Raw genomic sequence first — 24,263 nt, 5'->3', positions numbered from 1 at the left:
GTATAAATTAATTAATAAGGGCAAGTAAGTTTTATTTTTGATAAATCATACTGTAAATTTGCACTTTAGTATTTCTACAGCCATTATGCTACAGAATTTTAAAGCAATCAGCCTATCCTATAAGAAAGCACCGCTGGATATCAGGGAACTGATTGCCTTAGATGAAACATCGTGCAGGCAATTCCTTCAGACGCTTAAGAATTTTATTCAGGCAACTGATATACTGGTACTTTCTACCTGCAACCGTACCGAAGTATATTACAATGCTGACACCGACTTCAGCCAGGAAATCGTGAAATTACTTGGCATCACCAAAGGTATCAGCAACATCTCGCAGTATTTCGATTACTTTACCATCCTGAACGAGCACAATGATGCCGTGCAGCACCTCTTCGATGTGTCGATGGGACTGGAGTCGCAGGTGGTAGGTGATATGCAGATTTCAAATCAGGCAAAACAGGCATATCAGTGGGCAGCTGACAACGAAACTGCCGGCCCGTTCCTGCACCGCCTGATGCACACTATTTTCTTTACCAATAAGCGCGTAGTGCAGGAAACTGCCTTCCGCGATGGTGCTGCTTCTACTTCATACGCTGCCATAGAGCTGATTGAAGAACTGACCGCCGATATAGTTGACCCGAAGATATTGGTTGTTGGTTTAGGTGAGATTGGTGCCGATGTTTGCCGTAACCTGAAAGACAGCAGCTTTACGGATGTTAAAATTACCAACCGCACACTTGCTAAAGCACAGCAACTGGCAGAAGAGTGCAACATGCAAGTGTTACCTTTTGAAGATATCGTGCAGGGATTAAAAGATGCAGATGTGATCATCTCTTCTGTAGCCCGCGAGACACCATTCTTCACCAAAGAAATGATCAAGCGCCTGGACATCCTTTCGTTCAAGTTCTTTATCGATCTGTCTGTGCCGCGTAGTGTAGAATCTGATGTGGAGACTATTCCTGGTGTATTACTCTATAATATAGATACTATTCAGAACAAAGCTTCTGAAGCACTGCAGCAGCGTATCAATTCCATACCTAAAGTTAAAGCGATCATTGCAGAATCTATTGAGCAGTTCAACGACTGGTCGAAAGAGATGGTAGTATCGCCAACTATAAATAAGCTGAAGAACGCGCTGGAAGCTATCCGCCAGGAAGAAATAGCACGCTATGTTAAAAAGCTCGGCCCTGATGAAGCTAAGCACATAGACAATATTACCAAGTCTATGATGCAGAAAATTATAAAACTGCCGGTGCTACAGCTTAAGGCAGCCTGTAAACGCGGCGAAGCCGAAACTCTGATTGATGTTCTGAACGACCTGTTTAACCTCGAAAATCAATCGGAAGAGATAGAACTATAAGACTATATTAATAAGTAAATAGCTTGTTTTTTTTAGTGAATAAAAAGGCCAAAGGCCCCCGTTAGCTCATAAGAGAGCAAAGAACGGAAGCCTTTGGCCTTTTTTAACAGTAAAGATTTCTGCCTTTCGTCGTATTAAATATCAATACAACATTCTTCCAGGCAGTCAATCACATCTATAAGTTTAGGGATCGAAAGCGAGTAATAGATCTTTGTACCAACTTTAAATGATGAGAGCACACCTTTATCTTTTAAGGTGATCAGGTGCTGGCTGGCAATAGCTTGTGGGAGGTTCAGATACTTATATATCTCAGTTACAGTCATTTTCTCCTCCTTTCCCAACAGGTCTACTATAGCCAACCTTTTAGGGTGTGCCAATACTTTAAGCATGGCAGCCGCCTTATCTATCTTCTTTGATTCAATTCGGGATAACAAACTTTTCATAATTAATAATTATACCTAACAGTTTCTACATTATTTTACTATCCTATTCATAATAAGATATATACGAGGCTTACGTTATTTGGCTGAAGTGTTTGCCAGCATTTTTCTAACTTCGCCACATGAATACTTATCACGTGATCGGCTTAATGTCAGGCACATCGCTAGACGGCCTTGATATTGCATATTGTAGACTTACGTATAAAAACAAAAATTGGATATATAATATACTTAATGCTGAAACTTTAGCTTATAATGCACATTGGATTGACTCTCTCCGTGGTGCCGAAACAGCCGGAGCACAAGAGCTAATAGCATTAGACCATGCCTTTGGCAGATATATGGGAGAACAGGTACAGCAATTTATACTTCGGCATAACCTGAGCCCGGATTTTATTTCTTCGCATGGCCATACCATCTTTCATCAACCTGAAAAACACATATCACTACAAATAGGTAGTGGTGCTTACCTGGCTGCTCATGCAAAGCTGCCCGTAGTCTGTGATTTCAGAACACTTGATATTGCTTTAGGCGGTCAAGGTGCTCCGCTGGTACCTATCGGCGACGAACTACTTTTTTCTGATTATGACTATTGCCTGAACCTGGGCGGCATTTCCAATATCTCTTTTAACCATAACGGGCAGCGCATCGCTTATGATATATCGGCCTGCAATATGCTGCTCAACGTACTTGCCAACGAAGCTGGGTTAGCCTACGATGAAGATGGCAACCTTGCCCGTTCCGGCAAACTGGATACTAAACTCCTGGAACAGCTTAATGCTCCTTTATACTTTACACAGCCTTACCCTAAATCGTTAGGCAAAGAGTGGGTTTTAGAAAACAGCTTAAAAACCCTGACAGAAAGCACAGCAACTATACCTGATAAACTACATACCACCTGTCATCATATCGCACAGCAAATTGCAGGTTCTCTTCATCCGTCTAATCAGAAGCAACGCTTATTGGCTACTGGTGGCGGGGCTTATAACACTTACCTGATAGAGTTGCTGCAGCATTATGCCGGAACTAACTATAGCATAGAAGTACCCGCCCCTGAGATTGTTTCGTTCAAGGAGGCCTTGGTGTTTGCTTTTCTGGGAGTATTACGCTGGCGCACCGAAAACAATAGCCTGAAAACAGTGACAGGAGCCAGCCATGATAGTGTGGGTGGAGCCATTTATTGGGGTTAACCTGCGCGCTCTATACTTATTTTGTACCTTTGCACCACAACTCAATTAACATAGATTAACATGAAAGACCTGCTCGCGAAATTCGAGAATAAAAGACCAGAAATAGTTTTTGAATGGAAAGATGCTGAAACCGAAGCTGAAGGCTGGGTAGTGATAAACTCACTTCGTGGTGGTGCTGCCGGTGGTGGTACTCGAATGCGCAAAGGCCTAGATAAACGTGAAGTAGAATCGCTGGCTAAGACTATGGAAGTTAAGTTTACAGTATCAGGTCCGGCTATAGGTGGTGCCAAATCAGGTATAAACTTCGACCCTGCTGACCCACGCAAACGTGGTGTTTTAGAGCGATGGTATAAAGCGGTATTCCCGTTGCTTAAAAATTACTATGGCACTGGCGGCGACCTTAATGTAGATGAGATACACGAAGTAATTCCTATTACAGAAGATTATGGCTTGTGGCACCCGCAGGAAGGTATCGTGAACGGGCATTTTCATGCGACAGAACCGCAAAAAATAAATAAGATCGGTCAGCTGCGCCAGGGTGTTATCAAAGTTATAGAAGACCCCACTTACACACCGTCTGCTTCACGAAAGTATACCGTAGCTGATATGATTACAGGATACGGTGTGGCAGAAGCAGTTCGTCATTATTACAACATCTGGGGTGGGCAGTTTGAAGGCAAGCGTGCCATTATACAAGGCTGGGGTAACGTGGGCGCTGCTGCAGCTTATTATCTGGCAGCTAAAGGCGTAAAAATAGTTGGTATCATCGACAGAGCAGGCGGTCTTATCAACCCGGATGGCTATACTTTCGAAGAGATTAGAGAACTATTCTTTACACGTCAGGGCAATGCCTTACGTGCCGAGAACATGCTGTCTTTCGAAGAAGTAAACAACAAGATCTGGTCTGTAAATGCTGAAATATTTATACCTGCAGCCGCATCGCGTCTGGTTACAAAAGAACAGTTACAGCAAATGATCAGCAGTGGACTGGAAGTTATCTCTTCTGGTGCCAATGTACCTTTCCAGGACCCGGAAATTTTCTTTGGTGCTACCGGCGAATTTGCTGACCAGAGTATAGCCGTTATACCTGACTTTATTGCCAATTGCGGCATGGCGCGTGTATTTGCTTACCTGATGGAAAGCGAAGTAGAAATTACTGATGAAGCTATTTTCTCAGATATTTCTAATACAATAGCCCGCGCACTTGAGAAAACGTACGCAAAAAGCACTTCTCACACAGAAATAGCTAAAACATCTTTTGAAATTGCATTAAGCCAGCTTCTGTAACTATGGATTACACTTCCTGGAGAGAAATATTAAAATACGAGTTCCTGGGTAATAGCATAGCAAATTACCTGTGGTTTGCCGGCATCCTGCTGTTTGGCTTTATCTTTAAAACGCTGCTATCCAAGCTGCTGTCTACTGTTCTGTACAAGCTGGTAAAGCGTTTCTCACGAGAAGATAACCTGCCGGAGTTCAGACGTTTATTGATACAGCCCCTTGAGGTACTGCTTTTCCTGGTGTTTTTATACTTTGCATTCCAGGTGCTTAATTACCCCATGGATCCTAGTGAGATCCGAAAAGGTGATCCGTTTCTGAAAACATTCATGTTCCGCACTTACCAGGTGTTTGTGATTGTGGCGCTTACTTGGGTAATTTTGCGCTTTGTAGATTTTGTTGGGCTTATTTTCCAGCACCGCACCGAGCGAACTGCTTCCAAAATGGATGATCAGCTTGTTCCTTTCTTTAAGGATTTCGCTAAAGTGATGGTAGTGATATTTGCTTTCCTGGTAATGTTGGGTGCTGTATTCGGTGTAAACGTTGCAGGTTTGGTAGCAGGCCTCGGAGTGGGCGGTCTGGCCATAGCTTTTGCCGCTAAGGAGAGCCTGGAGAACCTTTTAGCTTCTTTCACCATTTTCCTGGACCACCCTTTTGTTGTAGGCGACCTGGTGGAAGTAGGTGGCATTACCGGAACTATAGAGAAGATTGGTTTCAGAAGTACACGTATCCGTACGCTGGAAAAATCTTTTGTTACAGTGCCAAACAAAAGCATGATCGACAAGCCACTCAACAACCTGACTTTACGCACCTTCAGAAGAGTAAGCTTCGATTTGACACTAACTTATGATACTACTTCTGCACAAATTAGAGCTATCGTTACGGAGCTACAACATTTTATTGACAACCACCCGAACACTAACCAGGATGGCGTAGTCCGATTTCAGACGCTTGGTGCCAGTTCCAAAAATATTATGGTGCTATACTTTGTAGAGTCGATGGACTGGAACGAGTATGTGAATATAAAGGAGGAAATTATTTATAAGGTAGTAGAGATTGTGGAGCGCCACGGGGCGGAGTTTGCTTATCCTTCTCAGACAGTATATTTCCAACAGCCTTCACTTAATTCTAAACCTGCTCCCCATCCTATACATGACGGGAGCAACCCATCAGATTTTGAGTAGATACAAATAAAAAAGCCGGAGAAGCTCCGGCTTTTTTTTCACCCTTATATCTTATTTTGTCTGTGTTACAGCAGACAGTATAAACTCCATAGTTCAATAAACCTATACTGGAGCCTATCTTTAAATAAAACCTTATCCCTATAAAACCACAATCGTCCAAAAATTGTAGTTTTGATTTACTTAACGCACCTATCAAGGCTTAGTTACAATTTTTTTATAATTTTTTCGTTATACCCATCTTATACCACAGTAAACACACCTAAAATTAGTGCAAACGAATAATTCTATTTTTACAATATATGACTATCTTGTTTTAGTAATATTAGGAGCTTTTACAGAGTAGCTAACTGCAACTTTTCGAGCAGCTTGTGTTACCAATCAATGCTTAAGTGCAAGGTAAAAGGAATATTCAGGAAAGTATAAGTTGCCGGGCCAGGGAAAGCCTGTGGTGAATTAATTAAAATCGAAGTATTCTCCTTCTTCCAGTTCTACTGTCTTTTCTTTTTTTACAGGTTTCTTGCCTTTCAATATCTGCTTTATTTCCTGGCCTTCCTGTTTCAGGTCATCTTTTATTTTAGCTCGTACACGTTCGTCGTCGTAAGCCAGTTTAAAATTGTTCTCTTTGCCTTTCAGGGTCAGAAATAGCATACTATTTCCGGCATCAGTATCCTCGGCTACTACCCCAAACACAGCATCTTTGTCTGGGCGGCGCTTCTGAAACAGGGGCATCTTAATCTTATAATCCATGTCCTGGTCAAAAGTATGCATTCCCGATATCGAAACAGAAGGCAGCGGCGACAGGTTGGTACGGATATCCATCTCAGGTATATAGATAGTGCGTTGCTGGATGTAGAAGTTATTATGCAGTTCCGAAAAACGCATATTTGCCAGCTCCGAGCGCTTCACAAACGTCGACATCTTTTGCATTGGTGCGAAGTTAATGAGCTGTCCATTGCGTACTGTGGCTTCTATCTCAGCTTCAAGCAGGTTTGTCTTAGGGTTAAGCTGGTTATCCAGATATACATCCGAAATGATATTAGCCGTCAGACTCCCTCTTAAGTGGCGGTCAAGTATAAAATCCTGATTAAAGTTCTCAAACACGTAAAACAAACTGTCTACGCTCATGTGGTTGATCTTACTCGCTGTACTTACCTTGATATGGTTGCGTTGCCGTGCATCTATACTTCCCCTTACTGCAAAGTTTCCCCCCATGGCATTAAAAGAGATGTTAGGTGTAGTAATAACCTGGTTGCGCAGTGTCACAGCCCCTTTAATGTTTTCTCCCTTAAACCTACGGAACTTCATTTTACGAACAGAAGCTTCCAGGTTAAAAGCGATATCCGGCGATACTTCCAGGCGGTAACCAGAATTGCTTTCCCGGGCGCTGGCTGGTGTATTTAGTTCTTCGCGTAGCAGCTGGTCAAAATTCAGGTTGTAACTGCTAAAGTCAGCATCAACCAGCAATCGTTGGTTTTTTAACAGCAGCCAGGCCATCACGTTATTAAACATTCCATTCAGCGCAAAATCCGACTCTCCCAGCTTCCCTTTAAAATTAGATACTGCTACATCGTTGCGCTTAAACATAAAGTTGCCATACATGCCGGTAATCGGTAATGGCAGGTCAGCCAAGTGCAGGCTTACATTGTGCAGTGTTATATCCCCGGAAGTGTGTAAGGTACTGTTGCCAGGTCTTTCCTTAAACTCATTAAAGTTACCAGAAAATGCTATCTGTACATCGGCCAGCCCACTGCCACTGCGCACTTGCTTCAGTTGCAACAGCCCAAGCACATATGCAACATCTACCATTCCGCGGGCATCAAAAGCTACTGTAGGGTTTTTAAAGTTCTTGTAAGATACATTACCCGTAAAGGTCCTGTTATTAAGTGAACCTTTCAGGTTCTTTAACACCAGCGCCGAAGTAGATGCATTCTGGTTTGTACCATTTGTAAAGCTGCCTTCAAAGCTTAATTTCTCCAGTCGCTGTTTAACATCAGGATGATAAAAAGTAGCATTGCGGCATCCGAAGCTGAACGTGATCTCCGGGTTATGCTTAGCAGATATTTTGCCTTTAACAGAGCCACTAAAGTAAACATCACCATCAGACCGGTACTGGTTAAACTCTTTTGTAATGTGCTGCGGCAACAACGAGAGCAATGACTGGATGCTGGTATTTTTACCGTTCAGTTTCAGGTCCAGTTCAGTAGTTTCTGCAAAGTTTATACGCCCGGCTACTTCATAAGCTGCATTTTCAACATTAACAACCGATGGATCCAGCGTTATACTTTTGTTAATTCTATCTATAGCCAGGGCGGCGTTTAGCGTTACCCGCTTTCCTTTAAAATATTCCCCACTACTTAGCTTTATAGTATTGATAGTAGCATCTCCCTTGGCTTCTATACCTATTGCTTCAGGGTCTATGGCTAAAGCTGCCTGTAGTTGATGCGCATCTACCTCATATGCCTGGTTTAGCTTCAGGTCGGTATAATGGATGGCAACGCGGTTCAGCTCTATCTGCTCCAGGTTAAAAGCGAAGTCGTTGTTAGCAGTAGCGGTAGTATCCGTTTTAATGATCTCATAGTTTACGCTGCCGTCTTTCAGCACTTTTACAAAGATCGCCCCATCCTCCAGGTATAATTCATTCACGTTATACTTACCACGCAATACATCCCAGATACTGAAGGTAAAGTATAACTTACTCAGCTTAGCTAGTGGCTCCGCACTCTCCGGCACGGCCTCCACCACATTCACCTTATCCAGCGAGACAGCCACCTGTGGAAATTTATCCAATAGCGAAAGCGAAATTGTCCCGACTTCCACTTTCGTTTTGATATGTTTGTTGGCCTCGGTTACAAATAGCGCAATTATTTTATCCTGATAAGTGTAAACTAAGGCAAAGGCTATAGTTACCACAGCTACCACCGCAGCCACAGTATAAAATAGCACTTTTTTAACAAGACCTTTTCGCTTCAAGAGAATTATCAGATTTTAAGCATCTTACAAAAGATAAAGGTACATCAGTAATTACAGGCGAGCAATAGGTACAGGAGCTCTGAAAAAAAATTAAGAAATTTTTTCGAAATGTTTTGCAGTGTCAGAAATAACCCCCATATTTGCATCATCAAACGGGGACAACAGGTCTTCAGAAACACAAAACGGGGTGTTAGCTCAGCTGGTTCAGAGCACCTGCCTTACAAGCAGGGGGTCACTGGTTCGAATCCAGTACGCCCCACACAGGACAACTCAAAAAGTTGTCCTTTTTTTATGTCTATACTTTTCTAATACTTACAATACCCTTTACTTTACCGGCTGCAACAACCTGTATTTTAAACGATTGAGAATAAGCTCTAGTATAGTTCTTGGTTGCTTTGAAGTATAGGAGTTTTACTTCTTCGAAATAAACAGTTCGTGTAGTTTCAGCACCTGCGGGATTACAAGCTGCTGATCATCGTTATAGATGATGTGCTGCGCACGTGCTTTTTTGTCTTCTTCTTTCAGCTGCTTCCCTATTATGGCTTCTATGTCGTGTTGCGTACGGTGCGGGTCGCGTTGTAACACACGTTTAATCCGTACTTCCAAAGGCGCGGATACAACTATAATCTCATCCATTTGCCGCCACGACTCAGACTCATACATTAGTGCTGCTTCTTTGATCACATAAGGAGCCGAGCTTTGTGCCTCTACCCAGTGTTCAAAGTCATTGCCTACATGCGGGTGCACCAGACTATTTAGCAGTGCAAGCTTTTGTGGATCGTGAAAGGCTGTTTTTGCAAGATAAGTTCTGTTCAGCTCACCTTCCTGTGTATAGGTTTCAGGACCGAAAGCATCTGTCAGCTCCTGCTTTAAAGCTTCATCATAACGCATCACCCATTTTGCGCGGGTGTCTGCATCATAAACTGGTACACCAAGTATAGCAAACATTCGGCATACCACTGTTTTGCCTACGCCTATACCTCCGGTTATACCTATTTTAAGCATACTACTTACTCAAAGTCACTTTTACACGCTGAGGCAGCAGCAAAACATTGCGTACCCCTACAGGCTTTTGCACAAGCTCCGGCACAACAGTAGAATCTGTCGGGTTATAGTTATCAAGGTTAAGTATAGCTTTAAATGATTCCCGATTTAATAATGCTGCTGAGTCTTCGAACAACTGATACCGTACCAATAATGCCGAAGTCTGCACATCTACTTTGCTGCCTTTGGGTATGTTAACCAGTTCGGGTACTAGCTGGCGCTCTTCCTGCACCAGGCTTTTTACATTTATAGTTGCCTCTGTTTCTTCAATATTTGCCTTTACCAGATTCTGGTTCTTATACGTGATCGGCACATCCATTTTAGCAGAAGCAGTCAGGCCGGTGTTAGGTGACTGCAACAAAAAAGGACTAGGCATGCTATCAACCAAAGACGATGGTCCTGTGAAAGTGATAGAGTCTGGCGACAGGTTAATTGGCCGGTTTACCTCGTAGCCTTCTGCGGCTATTTTTTGTTTGGGGTCCAGCATCAACGGAATCGTACGGCTTACTTTTGCATCAAAGTCGTAGTACAAGGTATCAGTAACCACAAAGTTAAGCTGCAACCCATCCATGGCATTAACTAATGCAGGGCGCAAGGCAGAACCTAATAAGTAATTGTTGCGGGGAAGGTTTCGGATGTAAATCTCTGCCGGCTGCACTTCCAGGCGAAGCGCTTTACGCAGTAGTTTCCATCCTTTGGCTGTAACATTCACAATCACTTCTTCAGGCAGGGGCTTAACCGGCACCAGCTGCTGATCGTTGTAGATGAACTTTACAGGATAAGTGGTTTGAGTGGAGTAACTCTTATTTAATGCATTTAGCAGCCAGAAGGTAGAAGCCGCCACAAAACAAAGCAGTACTACTCGCCAGTACTGCTTTGTTTGTGGCCTGAATGGCTTCAAAAACCATAATACTATATTTTTGGCTGCTTCAAAAGGCAATGGTCTCTAGCTGTTTGGTTGCTGATTTACCTTTGCTGTGGCCTCCATAGAGATAGCCGATTTTTCGAATGTCAGGCGAACACCTTTATCTACTTCTACTACAACTGTATCGTCATCCATGGCAACTAACTTACCATGTAGACCACCTATAGTTACAACAGACATTCCCTTGCTTAACTCATCACGAAACTTCTTCTGGTCCTTAGCTTTTTTCTGCTGCGGACGGATCATGAAAAAGTAAAATACAAGGATGATAGCGCCAAACATTAATAACTGAGGTAATATACCTCCGTCTTGTCCGGCCTGTAAAAGTATGGTCTGCATTATTGTGTTTTAAGGATAGTTGTATTAGTTTCTTTTTACCGGACCCTCAGCACCTGCTGTAGGTATGCTGCTTGCCTCTACTGTACCTTTAAGCGATACCTGTGTAATGTTTGGATCAGTGTTAGCACGGATGGTAACCATCGGAGACTGCTGGCCTGCTTTACCAGTACTGTTAAACTGCACTTTCACTTCGCCTGTCTCGCCCGGAGCAATTGGAGTTTTTGTCCACTCAGGTACAGTACAACCGCAGGATGCCGAAGCATTCTCAATGATAAGAGGCTCTTTACCTGTGTTGGTAAAAGTAAAAGTATGGTTTACTACTTCACCTTGTTTTACTGTACCAAAGTCGTATACAGTTTCTTTAAATGTAATTACAGGTGCATTTGGGTTAGCTGGTGTAGCAGCTGCCTGCTCAGTAGTAGCAATGTTAGGGTTATCTACTGTTGTTTCAGTTGCTGGTGCAGCAGTTGCATCCGTTGCAGTTGCTGTATCAGCAGTGTTTTCCTGGTTGCAGCTGGTAGCCATAAGTGCCACTGCCATTGCAAAAGTATAAATCAGGTTCTTTTTCATACTGTTATAACGTCTGATTTTAAAATTATAGTTTCGATATAATGTTTTGTGCGAATTCCATTGTGCCGGCTTTACCACCAAGGTCGCCGGTGCACTCTTCTTTGTTAGCTAATGTAGCGTCCAGCGCTGCTTCTATTTTGTAAGCTTCATCTTTCAGGTCTATATGGTGCAGCATCATGATAGCAGAACGCAGCAAGGCAGTAGGGTTAGCTATACCTTTACCAGCAATATCAGGAGCTGAGCCGTGCACTGCTTCAAAAATCGCCATGTCGTCGCCGATGTTGGCACCTGCTACTACACCTAAACCGCCTACCAAACCAGCACACAGGTCTGAAAGTATATCACCAAACAGGTTAGTTGTTACAATAACGTCAAATTGCTCCGGTTTTACAACCAGCTGCATACACATATTGTCGATGATCTTGTCATCAGCCTGTATGTGCGGGTATTGCTTTGCAACATCGTTGAAGATACCCAGGAACAAAGCACCTGCGCCTTTCAGGATGTTGGCTTTATGAACTGCCGTTACTTTTTTACAGCCGTGTTTATCAGCGTAAGCAAATGCAGCTTTAATGATCTTTTCGCAACCTAAACGTGTAATGCGGGCTACCGAGTCAGATATTTGCAGGCGCTCATCAAACATCTCCAGGCCAGAGTATAAACCTTCGGTGTTCTCGCGGAACAGTACAGAGTTTACATTCTCGAACTTAGTTATTAGGCCTTTTGTGGTTTTAGCCGGCCTTACGTTAGAGTATAAATCAAATTTCTGGCGCAGCTGCACATTTATACTTTTAAAGCCTTTACCTACAGGTGTAGTGATAGGGCCTTTCAATGCAACTCTGTTTTTTTCTAAAGAAGCAATCAGTGTTGCTGGAATCAGCTCCCCGATGGCATCAAAAGTAGTTTGACCGGCGTTTTCTTCTTCCCAGGTTACAGGTACGTTAGAAGCAGCAAAGATTGCTTTAACAGCCTCTGTAATTTCCGGACCTATTCCGTCGCCAGGTATAAGTGTGATCTGTCTCATGCTTATATTTCTTTCCGGCTATTAATTTCGTTGATCAGTGAGTCTACATCGCCCAGCAGCTTTTCTGCTTTGTCTTTCGCATCCTGAATTACGCGCTGGCCTTCAGTTCTTGCACTCGATGGCATGTTGTCGCCTTTGGCTACCAACTGTTCCAGCAAGTCAGAAAGTGTGTCGCGGTATTTCTCTAAACGGTAGCTAAGCCAGCTGCGTGTTTCCTGGCCTTTTTCAGGAGCGAACAAAATGCCCGCTGCAGCACCTACTGCGGCGCCTGATGCAAAAGCCAGTAAGGCGGTTGTTTTTTTACCCATAGTTGTATATGCTAATATATCGGAATCTATTTATTTACTCTCCTTACGATGATTACCGGCTAATGGTAACCCAGGTATAAAACTTATTTGTTATCAATAAGTCCGCGGCCTGATTTACGTATTTCGCCTTTGTTAACGAGCTCCTGTGCCATTTTATCCAGCACACCATTTATGAACTGCTTGCTCTTAGGTGTGCTATACAGCTTAGAGATTTCGATGTATTCATTGATAGTAACCTTAACAGGTATGCTTCGGAAAATGTACATTTCGCTAAGCGCCATCTTAAGTATGATCTTATCCAGAAGTGCCACGCGCTCTACATCCCAGTTCTGCACGCTTTCAGCAATCATCGCTTCATACTTCTCGTCTTCCTGTAAGGTTTGCTCATAGAGCTCCTCAAAAAAGGCCTTATCATCTTCCCAGTTCGGCGACAGGTCCAGCAGCTTCACGTCTTCTGCGTTTCCTTCGGCTTCTTCGCCAAACATTTTAAGGGTTTTGTTTACTAGGCTCTTCACAATGGCTTTGTTTTCGACCCAGTTCAGATCCTGCTCTTCAAACAAAGATTGTAAAGTTTTTTCTTTAAAGATAATGTTTTTATAAATATGTTTCACCAGCTCAAAGTCGTCTGAAAGCGACGGAGACGGGTTTTGCAGGTATGCCAGGAACACTTCATCCTGCTTCAGCACCGTCTTATAAACCTGTGCTATCTCACTTACATCGGAGCCCCAGCTTATGTTGCGACGGATGATATTTTGCTGATATGATTTGTTGTTCAGGATGCGCTGCACCAGTTGGTTGCGCAGGAATTGCTTCACATCCGGACCTTTAGCTTCTGTAAAGCGCTTGCTTCTTTTCTCCTCCTCTTCCTGCACAAGGTCTGTCAGTACATTTAGTAGCTGCAGGTTGGCCAGGTAATGGTCGTAGATAAGCTCTACTGCATTCAGCATCTGGTTGTGGTAATACCGCAGATCTTTTTTGGTGAGGTTCTGGTAGGTAACTATAGCCCTGTTTACCGCATCCACTATCTCTTTTTCTGCATCTTCTGCTTCGAACTGGCGTTTATCGTACCACTCTTTAAACAGCAGCGTCGCGATCTGCTTTCTTCCTTCGAGCAGTTTTCTGTCCTGCACTTCCATCGCGTTAAGATCTGGTGCAAAATCTTCTCCTATCTGGTCCAGCGCCAGCAGATAATCAGAACCTTCGGCCTGCATATATGCATAAATTGCCTGCATGGCTTTAATTCGTAGTGTTCTGCGGTTAAGCATAATAATTGTATAAAGAACGTTTTGTAAAATTTAATTTCTAGGTGTGCCGGAGCACAATTTTTCGCTATACGCATACTGCAATGCAAGCAGCCTATAACACAATTTGGTAAGGTAGGTTTAAAGTAAAAGTGCCACAGTTACTGCAGCACTTTTACTTTAATTTATACTTATATCAGAGTTTATAACTCTTAGTATTTAGACTTTATTTTGCTGATGCTGTTGATACGCTTCTCAGCCATTTTCATAGCTGCCAGCTGGTTGTGTATACCTTCTTTCTCAGCAAGTTCAAAGATATCCAACGTGTAACCATAGATACGCTCTGTCTGCGCATAAGCGCTCTCGCGGTTGTAACCGATAAGCTCAGAGTATACGTTGATCAGACCACCCGCATTAATCAGGAAGTCAGGAGCGTACACAATACCTTTCTGTACAAGAGCAGGACCATGCACGTTCTCATCGCGCAGCTGGTTGTTAGCGCAGCCTGCAATTACCTGGCACTTCAGTCTGTCAATCGTGTTATCGTTTATAGTTGCACCAAGCGCACATGGCGAGTAGATATCCACGTCAAGATCATAGATTTCATCCATGCTTACTACTTTAGCGCCATACTTGTTAGAGATTTCGCGTAGGCGGTCTTCGTAGATATCAGTGATGAAGATCTGGGCATTTTCTTTGGCAAGCAGCTCTACCAGGTAACCACCTACGTGGCCAACACCCTGTACAGATATTTTCTTACCTTCTAAAGAGTCAGAACCGAATGCTTTTTTAGCAGCTGCTTTCATACCCATATAAGTACCGTAAGCAGTTACAGGAGATGGGTCGCCGCTACCGCCCATAGACTCAGGCAAACCAGCTACGTGATCTGTTTCCATCTTGATGTACTCCATATCTTTCGTAGTAGTTCCTACGTCTTCAGCAGTAATGTAAGCACCGTTCAGGTTCTTAACAAAACGGCCATAACGGCGCATTAACGCTTCAGATTTATCTTTTTTGGCATCGCCAATGATTACTGCTTTACCACCACCCAGGTTAAGACCAGAGATAGCTGCCTTGTAAGTCATACCTCTAGACAGGCGCAGCACATCATCAAGCGCTTCTGCATCAGAAGCATACGACCACATACGCGTACCACCCAGAGCCGGGCCAAGTACCGTGTTGTGGATACCGATGATAGCCTTCAGGCCAGTATCGTGGTCATGGCAGAAAACAACTTTCTCGTGATTGTATTCTGAAATCTGACCAAAGATAGATGATGTATCTTTCTTCAGTTCTACTTCTTTAATTTCGACCATTTATGAAATTGGTTTAGTGTTATTCTATCTTTGTGCTGAAGAACGCAGTATTCACCCCCTTTTCGCGCTGCAAAATTAATTCTTTTTTTGATTAATTCAATTTGTACTTTGCAACTCATCGTAAAAGCTCTTAGGCTTTAATAACTTACTGTGAAATCGTTACGCTATTTAAATAAATACCTGCTCAAGTATAAATTCCGCCTCTTGTGGGGTTTGGTTTTTATCATTATTTCCAACTTTTTCCAGATACTGCCCGCCCAGGTTGTACGCTACGCTTTTAACCTGATTAAAGAAGGTATTAACCTGCATAACCTTTACGAAGGAATGGAGCAGCAGGGCATGGTATATGATATTTTCGCCAAAAGTATTTTGGTTTATGGTGTGGTTATACTGGTGATGGCTTTGCTTCGGGGGGTGTTCCTGTTTTTTATGCGGCAAACTATAATTGTAATGAGCCGCCTGATAGAGAATGACCTGAAGAACGAAATTTACGAACACTACCAGAGCCTGCCGCTTAGCTTTTACCGCCGGAACAACACCGGCGACCTGATGTCGCGCATATCAGAAGATGTGAGCCGCGTGCGCATGTACCTGGGCCCGGCTATTATGTATGGCCTGAACCTGGTGGTGCTTTTTGTAATGGTTATACCTTATATGCTGTCGGTAAACGTGAAGCTGACCATGTATACTTTAATACCATTGCCTATACTTGCTATCAGCATTTACTATGTAAACAACATTATCGAGCGTAAATCTGATGAGATACAGAAAAGCCTTTCGGGCATCACCACATTTGTGCAGGAAGCTTTTTCAGGAATCAGGGTACTAAAATCATTTGTGCGGGAGGATGACTCTCATGCCAATTTTACCACGGCCAGCAATGTGTACAAAGACAAATCGCTGGACCTGAACTTTGTAAACTCGCTGTTCTTCCCGCTTATACTTTTCCTGGTTGGCCTGAGCACAATTATTACCATTTACATTGGCGGACAGGAAGTAATAAACGGAACTATAACCACAGGTAACATTGCCGAATTTATCATCTACGTAAACATGTTGACCTGGCCAGTAACCTCACTGGGCTGGACGGCAAGCTTAGTGCAACGGGCAGCAGCATCACAGGCGCGTATTAACGAGTTTCTGCATACCAAAACCGACATTGTTTCCCGTAAAAATATCAGCAAAGAGATCATCGGCGACATCCGTTTCGAGCATGTAGATTTTGTTTACCCGGACACCAATATTCATGCATTGAAGAATGTATCCTTCAATATTAAACACGGCGAAACACTGGCCATTATTGGCAACACCGGTTCCGGTAAAAGTACAGTGGCTACCCTGCTGCCGCGCATGTATGATGTAACCGGTGGCCGCATTCTGATAGACGGTGTGGATGTACGCGACTATAACCTGGAAAGCCTGCGCAGCCAGATCGGGTATGTACCACAGGATGTGTTCCTGTTCTCAGATTCTATCCGCAACAACATTGGCTTTGGCCTGCCAGGTATAACCGAGGAGCAGATGGTACAGGCCGCTAAAGATGCCGACGTGTATGAGAACATAATTCGCTTTCCGGAGCAGTTTGAGACAAAGCTGGGCGAACGCGGCATTACCTTATCGGGCGGGCAGAAACAGCGTGTGTCTATAGCCCGTGCGCTGGTGCGGGAGCCAAGTATACTTATTCTGGATGATTCGCTATCGGCGGTAGATACCAAAACAGAGAACGCTATACTTAACAGCCTGCGCCGCATTATGGCTAACCGTACATCCATTATCATTTCGCACAGGGTTTCGTCGGTAAAACTAGCGGATAGAATTCTGGTGTTGGATGATGGGGAGATTGTGCAACATGGTACGCACGATGAGCTGATCAGGCAAAAAGGTTTGTATAAAGAGCTGTATGAGCGCCAGCTGCAGACCGAAGAACTGGAGTAAAGGCTATACTTTATTTAACTAAATATACTTAGATCTGAGCCTATACTTAAGCCATAAGCAGAGACCATAACAAAGCATACAAGCAATTGAGAATCTGACGATTAACCCAATACCCTAGAGTTGTATAACTATAATTAGAGCAGATTGCAGGAATTTTTTAGAGCAGATTCTGTTATAGTTACGTATAGGTTATTCTATGAAACTATAAAACGCTCTATATATGGCTATTGACTTACAGCAAATCGGGAAGAGATTCAGATTTTACACGCACCTGAACGAGTTGGAGATGGAAGATCTGAAAGCAATGACAGGCAGCGATGAAACAACGCTGAACAACATCTTAAACGGCTGCAACATTGTGCTGGATGAGCTGGTAACCATTGTAAAGCACTTCCCCGATTTGAACCCACAGTGGCTGATTTATGGCGAAGGCAGCATGTTTAAGCCGAAGGACGAAAATGGCAATTGCCACGACCACCCGAAAAACTGCCTGAAGAAAGACAAAGCTGCTTACCTGCAACAGATGAAGAACATGCTGATCGAGCTGGACGCCGCTGAAGTTGCCAAAGGTCACCATGCCGATGTAGACGCTCTTATGGCCAAACTAAATGAGCTTAAAACGAAAGCATCTGAATAGGCTGCTACTGTTGGCGCTCTGCCTGCTTACTGCTGATACCGTTCAGGATAAGCGAAATGGTAAATAGTACGTCCTGTTCTATTTTCTGGAAGTTTATACTTGGCAGCTGCTGGTAATAGGATCTTTCAAACTCATCGAACTGTATCAGGTCTTTTACCACCATCATGGAGTAGCCTACACGCTCGGCTTCGCAAGGTATAAACACGCCTTTTTCTATTCCTTCTTTTATAACAGTAGCATAGTAATTTGTTTCCTTTGCCCTGGATTCTGCAAAAAGCTTTTGAAAAAGGCTGCGCGTTTCTATCAGCACCTTAATGGATATGGTATGCTGTGTTACGATCTCCTGGTAGTAACGCAATGATGACTGGATGTATAACAGCAGTTGCTTGTGTGGATCAGGTTCCTGCTCAGCGATCTTGCGGATACGGTAAAGGCTGTCTTTCCATTCCTGCGAGAAAGCTTCTATAAACAATACTTCCTTGCTTTTGTAGTAATAATATAAGGTTGGTTTTTTAAGGCCAATAGCATGAGCAATATCATCGAGGGTGGCTTTGCTGTAGCCCAACTTCCCGAATACGTTTTTTGCTGCTTCCAGAATCAGCTCCCGTTTTGCTTCTGCTTTTTTGCCCAATGTGTTCTGCTATCGTAGTGGTTGCGACCTTATCAAATATAAGGTTTAATTCTATACTTACAAGCTGAAGGCTATTGCTTTACCGGCACTTCTACCACGCCTTTGCGGTCCGACGGAAACCATTCTACGTAAAAGCTTTCCAGCTTCAGTTTCTCTTCTTCGGCGTAATCAAATAAAGAAGAATATAGCTTGCCCGGCCCAACCATATAATGTGCTTCTACTTCGCCACGTACTACTTTTCTGCCTCCCGGCACATGCAGCAACTCATATCCTTCCGGCAACCTGGCTGTCGAATCCTGGATAACTATACCAATGAAAGCTTTTATAGAATCACTTTTGCTCTCAGGGTTGTTATAATACACGTTCCCTAGTAAACCTTCCAGCTCTTTAGTATCTCGGAGTTGGGCAGCACGTCGGAAGGCATTGCCAAAAGCTTCGTCTTTTACAGTACCTGTAAATGGTTGACCTGCAAGTATAAGTGGCTCAGATGTAGTTACAGTTACGGTCGGGGTGCTAAAGCCGCCAAGGTAGGCATAAATACCCACGCCAATAGCTACAATAATGGCCATAGCCACTACAAATTTCTTGCTCATATATTGATCATGTTCTTATACTGCATCTGGTACAGTTGGGCATAATAGCCGTTGTGCCGCAGCAGCTCTTCGTGGTTGCCCACTTCTTTTATCTCGCCCCTATCCAGCACTATAATTTTATCTGCTTTCTGAATAGTGCTCAGGCGGTGGGCAATAACTATAGAGGTACGCCCCTGCATCAGCTGCTCGATGGCGTACTGTATCAGTTCTTCGGTTTCGGAATCAACGCTGGAGGTGGCCTCGTCTAAAATAATGATCTCCGGGTTATACACCATGGCCCGCACAAATGAGATAAGCTGGCGCTGACCTACGGATAAGGTGGCTCCGCGCTCCATTACCTGGTAATGCAGTCCACCGGGCAGTCGTTCTATGAATTTACGGGCACCCACTAAGTCGGCGGCGCGCCACATCTGTTCTTCCGTAATGGCTTTGTTGCCCAGGCTAATATTGTCGGCTATACTTCCGGAGAATAAAAATACATCCTGTAGCACTACCCCAATGTGGTGGCGCAGCACGCTCAGGTCATATTCTTTTACATCGTGTCCGTCAATAATAATATGGCCTTTGTTGATCTCGTAGAAACGGTTGAGCAGATTGATGATAGATGTTTTACCGGCTCCGGTTGCACCAACAAATGCTACGGTTTCGCCGGCTTTTACATTGAACGAGATATCGCGCAGCACCCATTCTTCTTCGTTATAAGCAAACCACACATTCTCAAACTTCACATTGCCCTTTATTCTTTCCGGCGCATAGTTGCCGTTGTCGGCTATCATTTCTTTGCTATCTAAAAGGCGCATCAAACGCTCGGTACTTACCACCCCCAACTGTAGTGTGTTAAAGCGGTCAGCTATCATGCGTATCGGCCGGAAAAACATCTGGATGTAAAGTATAAACGCCATCAGCGTACCCAGCGAAGTATCATCATCAATAACACCATGTGCACCATACCAAACCAGCAACCCCAAGCCAGCCGCACCAATGATCTCTGCTACCGGAAAGTAAACACTATAGTATAAAACAGACCGGATGTTGGCGCGGGTATGTTCTTTGTTTATCTCCCGGAACTTGTCCATTTCGCGCTTCTCGTTGTTGAAGATCTGCACGATGCTCATGCCGGTTATATGCTCCTGCACAAAAGAATTTAGGCGCGCCACAGCTGTACGTACTTCCTGGAACGTGTCCTTTATCCTCTCTTTAAAGATGTAGGTACTGATGAGCATGATTGGGAAGGTAGAAAGGCTGACCAGCGCCAGTTCCCAATCGATGTAGAACATGAAGCCAAGTATAAATACCAGCTGCAGGATATCGCCGATCATGGCGGCCAAACCTTCGCTGAACACATCCGAAAGCGTTTCCACATCCGATACGTTTCGGGTAACCAGCGTACCGATTGGTGTGCGGTCAAAAAACTTCAGGCGGAGGTCCAGGATGTGGCGGTATAGTTTAACCCGGATGTCGCGAACCACGTGCTGCCCCAGCCAGCCGGCAAAGTAAGTATGTAAATATTGAACTATAGCATGCACTACCAGCAGCACACCCAGTATCACGAACATCTTGTTCAGGCCCTGCCAGTCGTTCTGCAGAATTTCGTTGTCTACGGTATACTGTATCAGGAATGGTCGGACAGCGGCAAGTATAGCCGAGGCAAAAGTCAGGAAAATAATGAAGTAGAAAATACGCACGTAGGGCTTCACGAACTCAAAGAGCCGCTTCAGCACATCTGCATCGAATACCTTGCCTGTATTTTTTGGTTTATCTTCCAAAGCTATGTTCTGTTTTAAGTATAAACGAAGGCTTCGCTTGTGCCCTTGCAGGCACTTATACTTAACCAGACGCAAAGGTAAGTGTTTTTAACGGACTAAAGCATAGCCCCTATTTTGCAACGGTATGTATGGCGAAGCGCTTATTGCTTTACCACCTTTACGTGCTGCACCTGTGTAGCGGTTATCAGGCGAATAATGTATATACCAGGTCTTAGCTTATCACCACCGGCTTCATATACAAAATACTGGCCTTTAGCACCTTCGCTTTGCAGCAGCCCATCAACCAGAAAACCTTTGGCATCTAACAGCTCCAGTTTAAACTTTCCGGCCACCGGCAAGCTAAATTCGATAGTTGTTATTTTGTTAAATGGGTTTGGGTAAGCTATCAGCCGAATATCTTCAGTTAAGGTCTCGTTCGGTATAGTTGGGTTGCAGGAGCCAATGTAACAGCCATGTGCCAGGTGTTCTTGAACCGTGCTCGCAGGCACACAAATGCTTTGGCCCCCATGGCAGATAAGTACTTTCTCACTATTCTCACCACAGCGAGGGTCTGTAACTGTAAGTATAAACTGTTGCTCTGCCAGTCCGCCGTTGTGGTGCCATTTGTCTTCAGCTACCATGTTTATAGTGTATTCTCCTACGTCCTTCAGTTGCGGCGTTCCGCGAAGTATAGCTTTGCCATTTCCTTTATCTTCTAATATCAGCCACCCAGGCAATTCATCAGTTATTATTTCCAGTCTGTCTCCGTAAGGCAGGTCATCATCCTGCACTATAATTTCATAAGTATAGTCGTATCCTGCTGCAACTGGTGTTTGTTTGGCCTGCGATATAAAAACAGGTGGTGTGTTTACTACAATTTTAAAACTATGGCTCACCTCATCATTATGGGTGTCGCGGGCTTTTACAGTAACGGTGTTTATTCCCCAATTCTCGGTTTTTGGCGACCAGCTTAGCTGCGTTTTTACTGGATTAGCAGCCTCTGTGGGCAAATTGCCTATACCTGCCGGCAGTCCTGTTATCTCTATAATTTTTACCTTGTCGTTTGTATCCGGATCTGAGGCTTGTAGGGTAAAATTTGTGGATTGCCCGGGGCTGGTGAAAGTATAGCTATTGGCTGCTGGTGTAGGCGGCACATCAAAAACTGGTTTATAGCTTACCTGTATTGTAACCGATGAAGTTGTTTGTACACCTTTCAGGTCCTGGGCTATGAAATTGATAACATATGTACCCAAGTTGGCTGCTGTTGGAGTCCAGGTGAACGAGCTCTGCACTGGATTAGAGGTAACAGGTAATGCTGGATTAAGCGCTGCTCCGGCAGGAATACCTGTTGCCTGTAGTGTAACTTTATCTTCAGGATCTGTATCGTGGGCTTTTACTGAAAACCTTACCTGCTGGCCGGGTGCTACCTGGAAAACAGTTTGATTAGCTGGTGTTAGACTATAATCGAAAGCGGGTGGCGTAGATTGCTCTGTAATGCTGATCATAAAGTCTGTAGTTACTTTAGCGCCGCGACTGTCGGTAATGGTGATGGCTGCGTTATACATGTCGCCGGGTGCTTTGCCTGCCGTGCTGAAAGAGATTATCCCGGTTGTAGCATTTACAGCTAACCCTTCAGGATTGGTGCCTCCTCCCATTTCGCTTTGCGTAGCCAGGCTAAAAGTAAGCGCATCACTATCCGGATCTGTTACCGGCATCTGGAAAGTGGCATCTGGTTTATTGTGCGGTAAATTAACGATGGCAGGCAATGTAGTTACCGGGGCGCTGTTGCCATTCCCGATTGTTACTGTAGTTTGTATATTCCAACTGCCATCTGCATTGTTTTTAAGATAACTAACACGGCAGCAGCCGGTAAAATGAGCATTATAGTTGCCCGTTGAAGTATAAGTTTTGGTAATAATCGCTTCACCATACATCCAATCGTCTGCTTTGTTTATGGCTGTTACCTGCAACGGAATAGCAGCTACTGTACCATCTCCAAAATTAAAATCTCCGGGATTTACCGTTTGCCCCTGCTCCGCATAAAAGGCCGTGTAGCGCCACGACTGACTAATCTTAAATTCAACAGTATTACCACTGACCCAGCGCCAGCTCACATTGCCATACCGGAAATGCGATGCCTGCGCAACAGTGGCTGTAAGTATAAGTATGGCTATCAGAAAGCCTTTGCCCGCGCCATGATTGGAGCTTACCAGGCGCACAAGCGATTTGAGAATACGGATAGCATTTTCAGGGTGTAAAGGTGCCAGCATATATTTGGCAATTAGGGTTTAGGCATAAGGTCGCGGTAGTAAAAAATGCAATAGTTGCAGCTGGTCTACTTAATTGAAAAAATTTTACTTTAGCCGTTGTATACTCTAGCAAATTGCTCCCGTATTAGCTTTTAAGTTTACCTACACACTTCTACATATAATTTTACTTATATACCCAAACGTGAATTCAAATCCTTGGTTTCAACTTTATATTAAAAATATTATATTTATTTAAGAAACATTAAGTATGGAAATGCAAAAGCCGCAACTATAGCAGTTGCGGCTTTTATTTATATATGATATTATGGGCTATAGACTTGTTAAATAACAAATACAGCTATCGATAAACTTTGATTAACTACCTGGAAATACTATAGTTTATGTTGGGTTGATTCGCTGCAATAAGTGCTCCGGGTATTCTACTCTGGCTAAGTATAAACCTTCGGATGGCGCTGCGCCGCTGGCTTGGCTCCTGTCCTGGCTGGCTATTATCTGCTCGAACTGGGCTACCGTCAGCTTTCCTCTCCCTACATCTACCAATGCACCAACTATAAGCCTTACCATCCCCCTCAAAAACCTGTTCGCCCTGATGGTAAATTTCAGTTCGTCTCCCTGCTGCTGCCAAACGGCTTCGTACATGTTGCAGCGGTAATGCTTAGTATCGCCTTTCACTTTACTGAAAGTGGTGAAATCCTCATACTTCAGAAGTATAGCTGCTGCTTCGTTCATCCTCTCTACATCCAAAGGCTTGTTGTGGTACCAGGCGTAGTAGCGCTTAAAGGGATTTTTAGTAAGCGTGATGTGGTAATGATAGGTGCGGGCAAAGGCATCATAGCGGGCATGCGCTTCGTCGGGAACTAAGTATAAATTGTACGCTGAGATATCTTCAGGCAGGAGGCGGTTGAGGCGGTAAACTACCTGCTGCGGATCGAGGTGCTGGGCTGAATCGAAATGAATAAACTGCTGGCTGGCGTGTACGCCGGTATCGGTGCGGCCGCTGCCTGTGCTGCTTATCTTCTCACGTAATATCTTGCTCAGGCTATCGTCCAGCACTTCCTGCACCGAAATTGCATTAGGCTGTACCTGCCATCCATGGAAACGCGTGCCATCGTAAGCTATCTCTAAAAAATACCGCATGTGGCAAAGTTAGAATTTCCTTTTGAAGGTGCACAACAAAGTATAAACCATAAAAAAAGCCAGGCTACACAAAGTATAGCCTGGCTCCGGGACACTGTTAGGTATTTTAATTGCTGAATTGTTTAA

21 protein-coding genes and 1 tRNA gene are annotated in these 24,263 nt (G+C 43.9%); 7 read left to right on the top strand and 15 right to left on the bottom strand.

Annotated elements, in window-relative coordinates; genetic code table 11:
* The first annotated feature begins 85 nt into the window (after positions 1-85).
* On the top strand, positions 86-1,360 hold the full coding sequence (gene hemA, locus MJ612_RS16220; RefSeq protein ID WP_187032195.1) for a glutamyl-tRNA reductase: 1,275 nt from the start codon (positions 86-88) through the stop codon (positions 1,358-1,360).
* A 134-nt stretch (positions 1,361-1,494) separates the two neighbouring features.
* On the opposite strand, the gene MJ612_RS16215 is transcribed toward hemA, so the two are convergent.
* A complete protein-coding gene (locus MJ612_RS16215; RefSeq protein ID WP_162347343.1) occupies positions 1,495-1,803 on the bottom strand; it encodes an ArsR/SmtB family transcription factor in 309 nt (102 codons plus the stop codon).
* Positions 1,804-1,922: 119 nt separating this feature from the next.
* Here MJ612_RS16215 and MJ612_RS16210 point away from each other — a divergent pair, with 119 nt between their 5' ends.
* Genes MJ612_RS16210 through MJ612_RS16200 form a run of 3 tightly spaced genes read left to right on the top strand, consistent with a single transcriptional unit; the run spans position 1,923 to position 5,452 of the window.
* Positions 1,923-2,990 carry an anhydro-N-acetylmuramic acid kinase gene (locus MJ612_RS16210; RefSeq protein ID WP_187032197.1) on the top strand — a complete coding sequence of 356 codons (1,068 nt, stop codon included), beginning with the start codon at positions 1,923-1,925 and terminating at the stop codon, positions 2,988-2,990.
* Between the two features lie 60 nt (positions 2,991-3,050).
* Positions 3,051-4,277: a Glu/Leu/Phe/Val dehydrogenase dimerization domain-containing protein gene (locus MJ612_RS16205; protein ID WP_187032199.1), complete on the top strand. Its 1,227-nt coding sequence runs from the start codon at positions 3,051-3,053 to the stop codon at positions 4,275-4,277.
* Positions 4,278-4,279: 2 nt separating this feature from the next.
* Complete coding sequence (locus MJ612_RS16200) at positions 4,280-5,452, top strand: mechanosensitive ion channel family protein (RefSeq protein WP_187032200.1); 1,173 nt, start codon at positions 4,280-4,282, stop codon at positions 5,450-5,452.
* Between the two features lie 453 nt (positions 5,453-5,905).
* Here the strand turns inward: MJ612_RS16200 and MJ612_RS16195 are convergent, their stop codons facing one another.
* Positions 5,906-8,380: an AsmA-like C-terminal region-containing protein gene (locus MJ612_RS16195; RefSeq protein ID WP_250419216.1), complete on the bottom strand. Its 2,475-nt coding sequence runs from the start codon at positions 8,378-8,380 to the stop codon at positions 5,906-5,908.
* 226 nt (positions 8,381-8,606) lie between these two features.
* On the opposite strand from MJ612_RS16195, the gene MJ612_RS16190 reads away from it, so the two are divergent.
* A tRNA-Val gene (locus MJ612_RS16190) sits at positions 8,607-8,681 on the top strand.
* A 152-nt stretch (positions 8,682-8,833) separates the two neighbouring features.
* On the opposite strand, the gene coaE is transcribed toward MJ612_RS16190, so the two are convergent.
* From coaE to MJ612_RS16150, 8 genes are all read right to left on the bottom strand, one after another.
* Positions 8,834-9,427 carry a dephospho-CoA kinase gene (gene coaE, locus MJ612_RS16185; RefSeq protein WP_187032204.1) on the bottom strand — a complete coding sequence of 198 codons (594 nt, stop codon included), beginning with the start codon at positions 9,425-9,427 and terminating at the stop codon, positions 8,834-8,836.
* Between the two features lies 1 nt (position 9,428).
* Positions 9,429-10,367: a YbbR-like domain-containing protein gene (locus MJ612_RS16180; RefSeq protein ID WP_250419215.1), complete on the bottom strand. Its 939-nt coding sequence runs from the start codon at positions 10,365-10,367 to the stop codon at positions 9,429-9,431.
* Between the two features lie 45 nt (positions 10,368-10,412).
* Positions 10,413-10,730: a preprotein translocase subunit YajC gene (gene yajC, locus MJ612_RS16175; protein WP_187032209.1), complete on the bottom strand. Its 318-nt coding sequence runs from the start codon at positions 10,728-10,730 to the stop codon at positions 10,413-10,415.
* 24 nt (positions 10,731-10,754) lie between these two features.
* Complete coding sequence (locus MJ612_RS16170; protein WP_187032211.1) at positions 10,755-11,300, bottom strand: DUF1573 domain-containing protein; 546 nt, start codon at positions 11,298-11,300, stop codon at positions 10,755-10,757.
* A gap of 25 nt (positions 11,301-11,325) precedes the next feature.
* On the bottom strand, positions 11,326-12,324 hold the full coding sequence (locus MJ612_RS16165) for an isocitrate/isopropylmalate dehydrogenase family protein (RefSeq protein ID WP_187032213.1): 999 nt from the start codon (positions 12,322-12,324) through the stop codon (positions 11,326-11,328).
* A 2-nt stretch (positions 12,325-12,326) separates the two neighbouring features.
* Entirely contained in the window at positions 12,327-12,632 is a 306-nt protein-coding gene (locus MJ612_RS16160) for a YtxH domain-containing protein (protein WP_187032215.1), read from the bottom strand.
* Between the two features lie 83 nt (positions 12,633-12,715).
* Positions 12,716-13,897 (bottom strand): transcription antitermination factor NusB, encoded by a 1,182-nt coding sequence (nusB, locus tag MJ612_RS16155; RefSeq protein ID WP_187032217.1) that lies wholly within the window; start codon positions 13,895-13,897, stop codon positions 12,716-12,718.
* 188 nt (positions 13,898-14,085) lie between these two features.
* Complete coding sequence (locus MJ612_RS16150) at positions 14,086-15,189, bottom strand: Glu/Leu/Phe/Val family dehydrogenase (protein WP_187032219.1); 1,104 nt, start codon at positions 15,187-15,189, stop codon at positions 14,086-14,088.
* A gap of 150 nt (positions 15,190-15,339) precedes the next feature.
* Between MJ612_RS16150 and MJ612_RS16145 the strand changes: the two genes are divergently transcribed.
* Positions 15,340-17,124 carry an ABC transporter ATP-binding protein gene (locus tag MJ612_RS16145; protein ID WP_187032221.1) on the top strand — a complete coding sequence of 595 codons (1,785 nt, stop codon included), beginning with the start codon at positions 15,340-15,342 and terminating at the stop codon, positions 17,122-17,124.
* Positions 17,125-17,344: 220 nt separating this feature from the next.
* Positions 17,345-17,761 (top strand): hypothetical protein, encoded by a 417-nt coding sequence (locus MJ612_RS16140; protein ID WP_187032223.1) that lies wholly within the window; start codon positions 17,345-17,347, stop codon positions 17,759-17,761.
* A gap of 4 nt (positions 17,762-17,765) precedes the next feature.
* Here MJ612_RS16140 and MJ612_RS16135 read toward each other — a convergent pair whose 3' ends face one another.
* The 5 genes from MJ612_RS16135 to truA form a co-directional block, all read right to left on the bottom strand.
* On the bottom strand, positions 17,766-18,392 hold the full coding sequence (locus MJ612_RS16135; protein ID WP_187032225.1) for a TetR/AcrR family transcriptional regulator: 627 nt from the start codon (positions 18,390-18,392) through the stop codon (positions 17,766-17,768).
* Positions 18,393-18,463: 71 nt separating this feature from the next.
* Positions 18,464-18,985, bottom strand: coding sequence for a GyrI-like domain-containing protein (locus tag MJ612_RS16130; protein WP_187032227.1), 522 nt, complete (start codon positions 18,983-18,985; stop codon positions 18,464-18,466).
* A complete protein-coding gene (locus tag MJ612_RS16125; protein ID WP_187032229.1) occupies positions 18,982-20,751 on the bottom strand; it encodes an ABC transporter ATP-binding protein in 1,770 nt (589 codons plus the stop codon). Before MJ612_RS16125 ends, MJ612_RS16130 begins: the two co-directional genes overlap by 4 nt.
* Before the next feature lie 140 nt (positions 20,752-20,891).
* Complete coding sequence (locus MJ612_RS16120) at positions 20,892-23,000, bottom strand: T9SS type A sorting domain-containing protein (protein WP_187032231.1); 2,109 nt, start codon at positions 22,998-23,000, stop codon at positions 20,892-20,894.
* Positions 23,001-23,378: 378 nt separating this feature from the next.
* A complete protein-coding gene (gene truA / locus MJ612_RS16115; RefSeq protein WP_187032233.1) occupies positions 23,379-24,137 on the bottom strand; it encodes a tRNA pseudouridine(38-40) synthase TruA in 759 nt (252 codons plus the stop codon).
* Positions 24,138-24,263 lie beyond the last annotated feature (126 nt).

Source organism: Pontibacter deserti, assembly GCF_023630255.1.
GTDB lineage: Bacteria > Bacteroidota > Bacteroidia > Cytophagales > Hymenobacteraceae > Pontibacter > Pontibacter deserti.
This window is presented reverse-complemented; position numbering and strand designations above follow the sequence as displayed.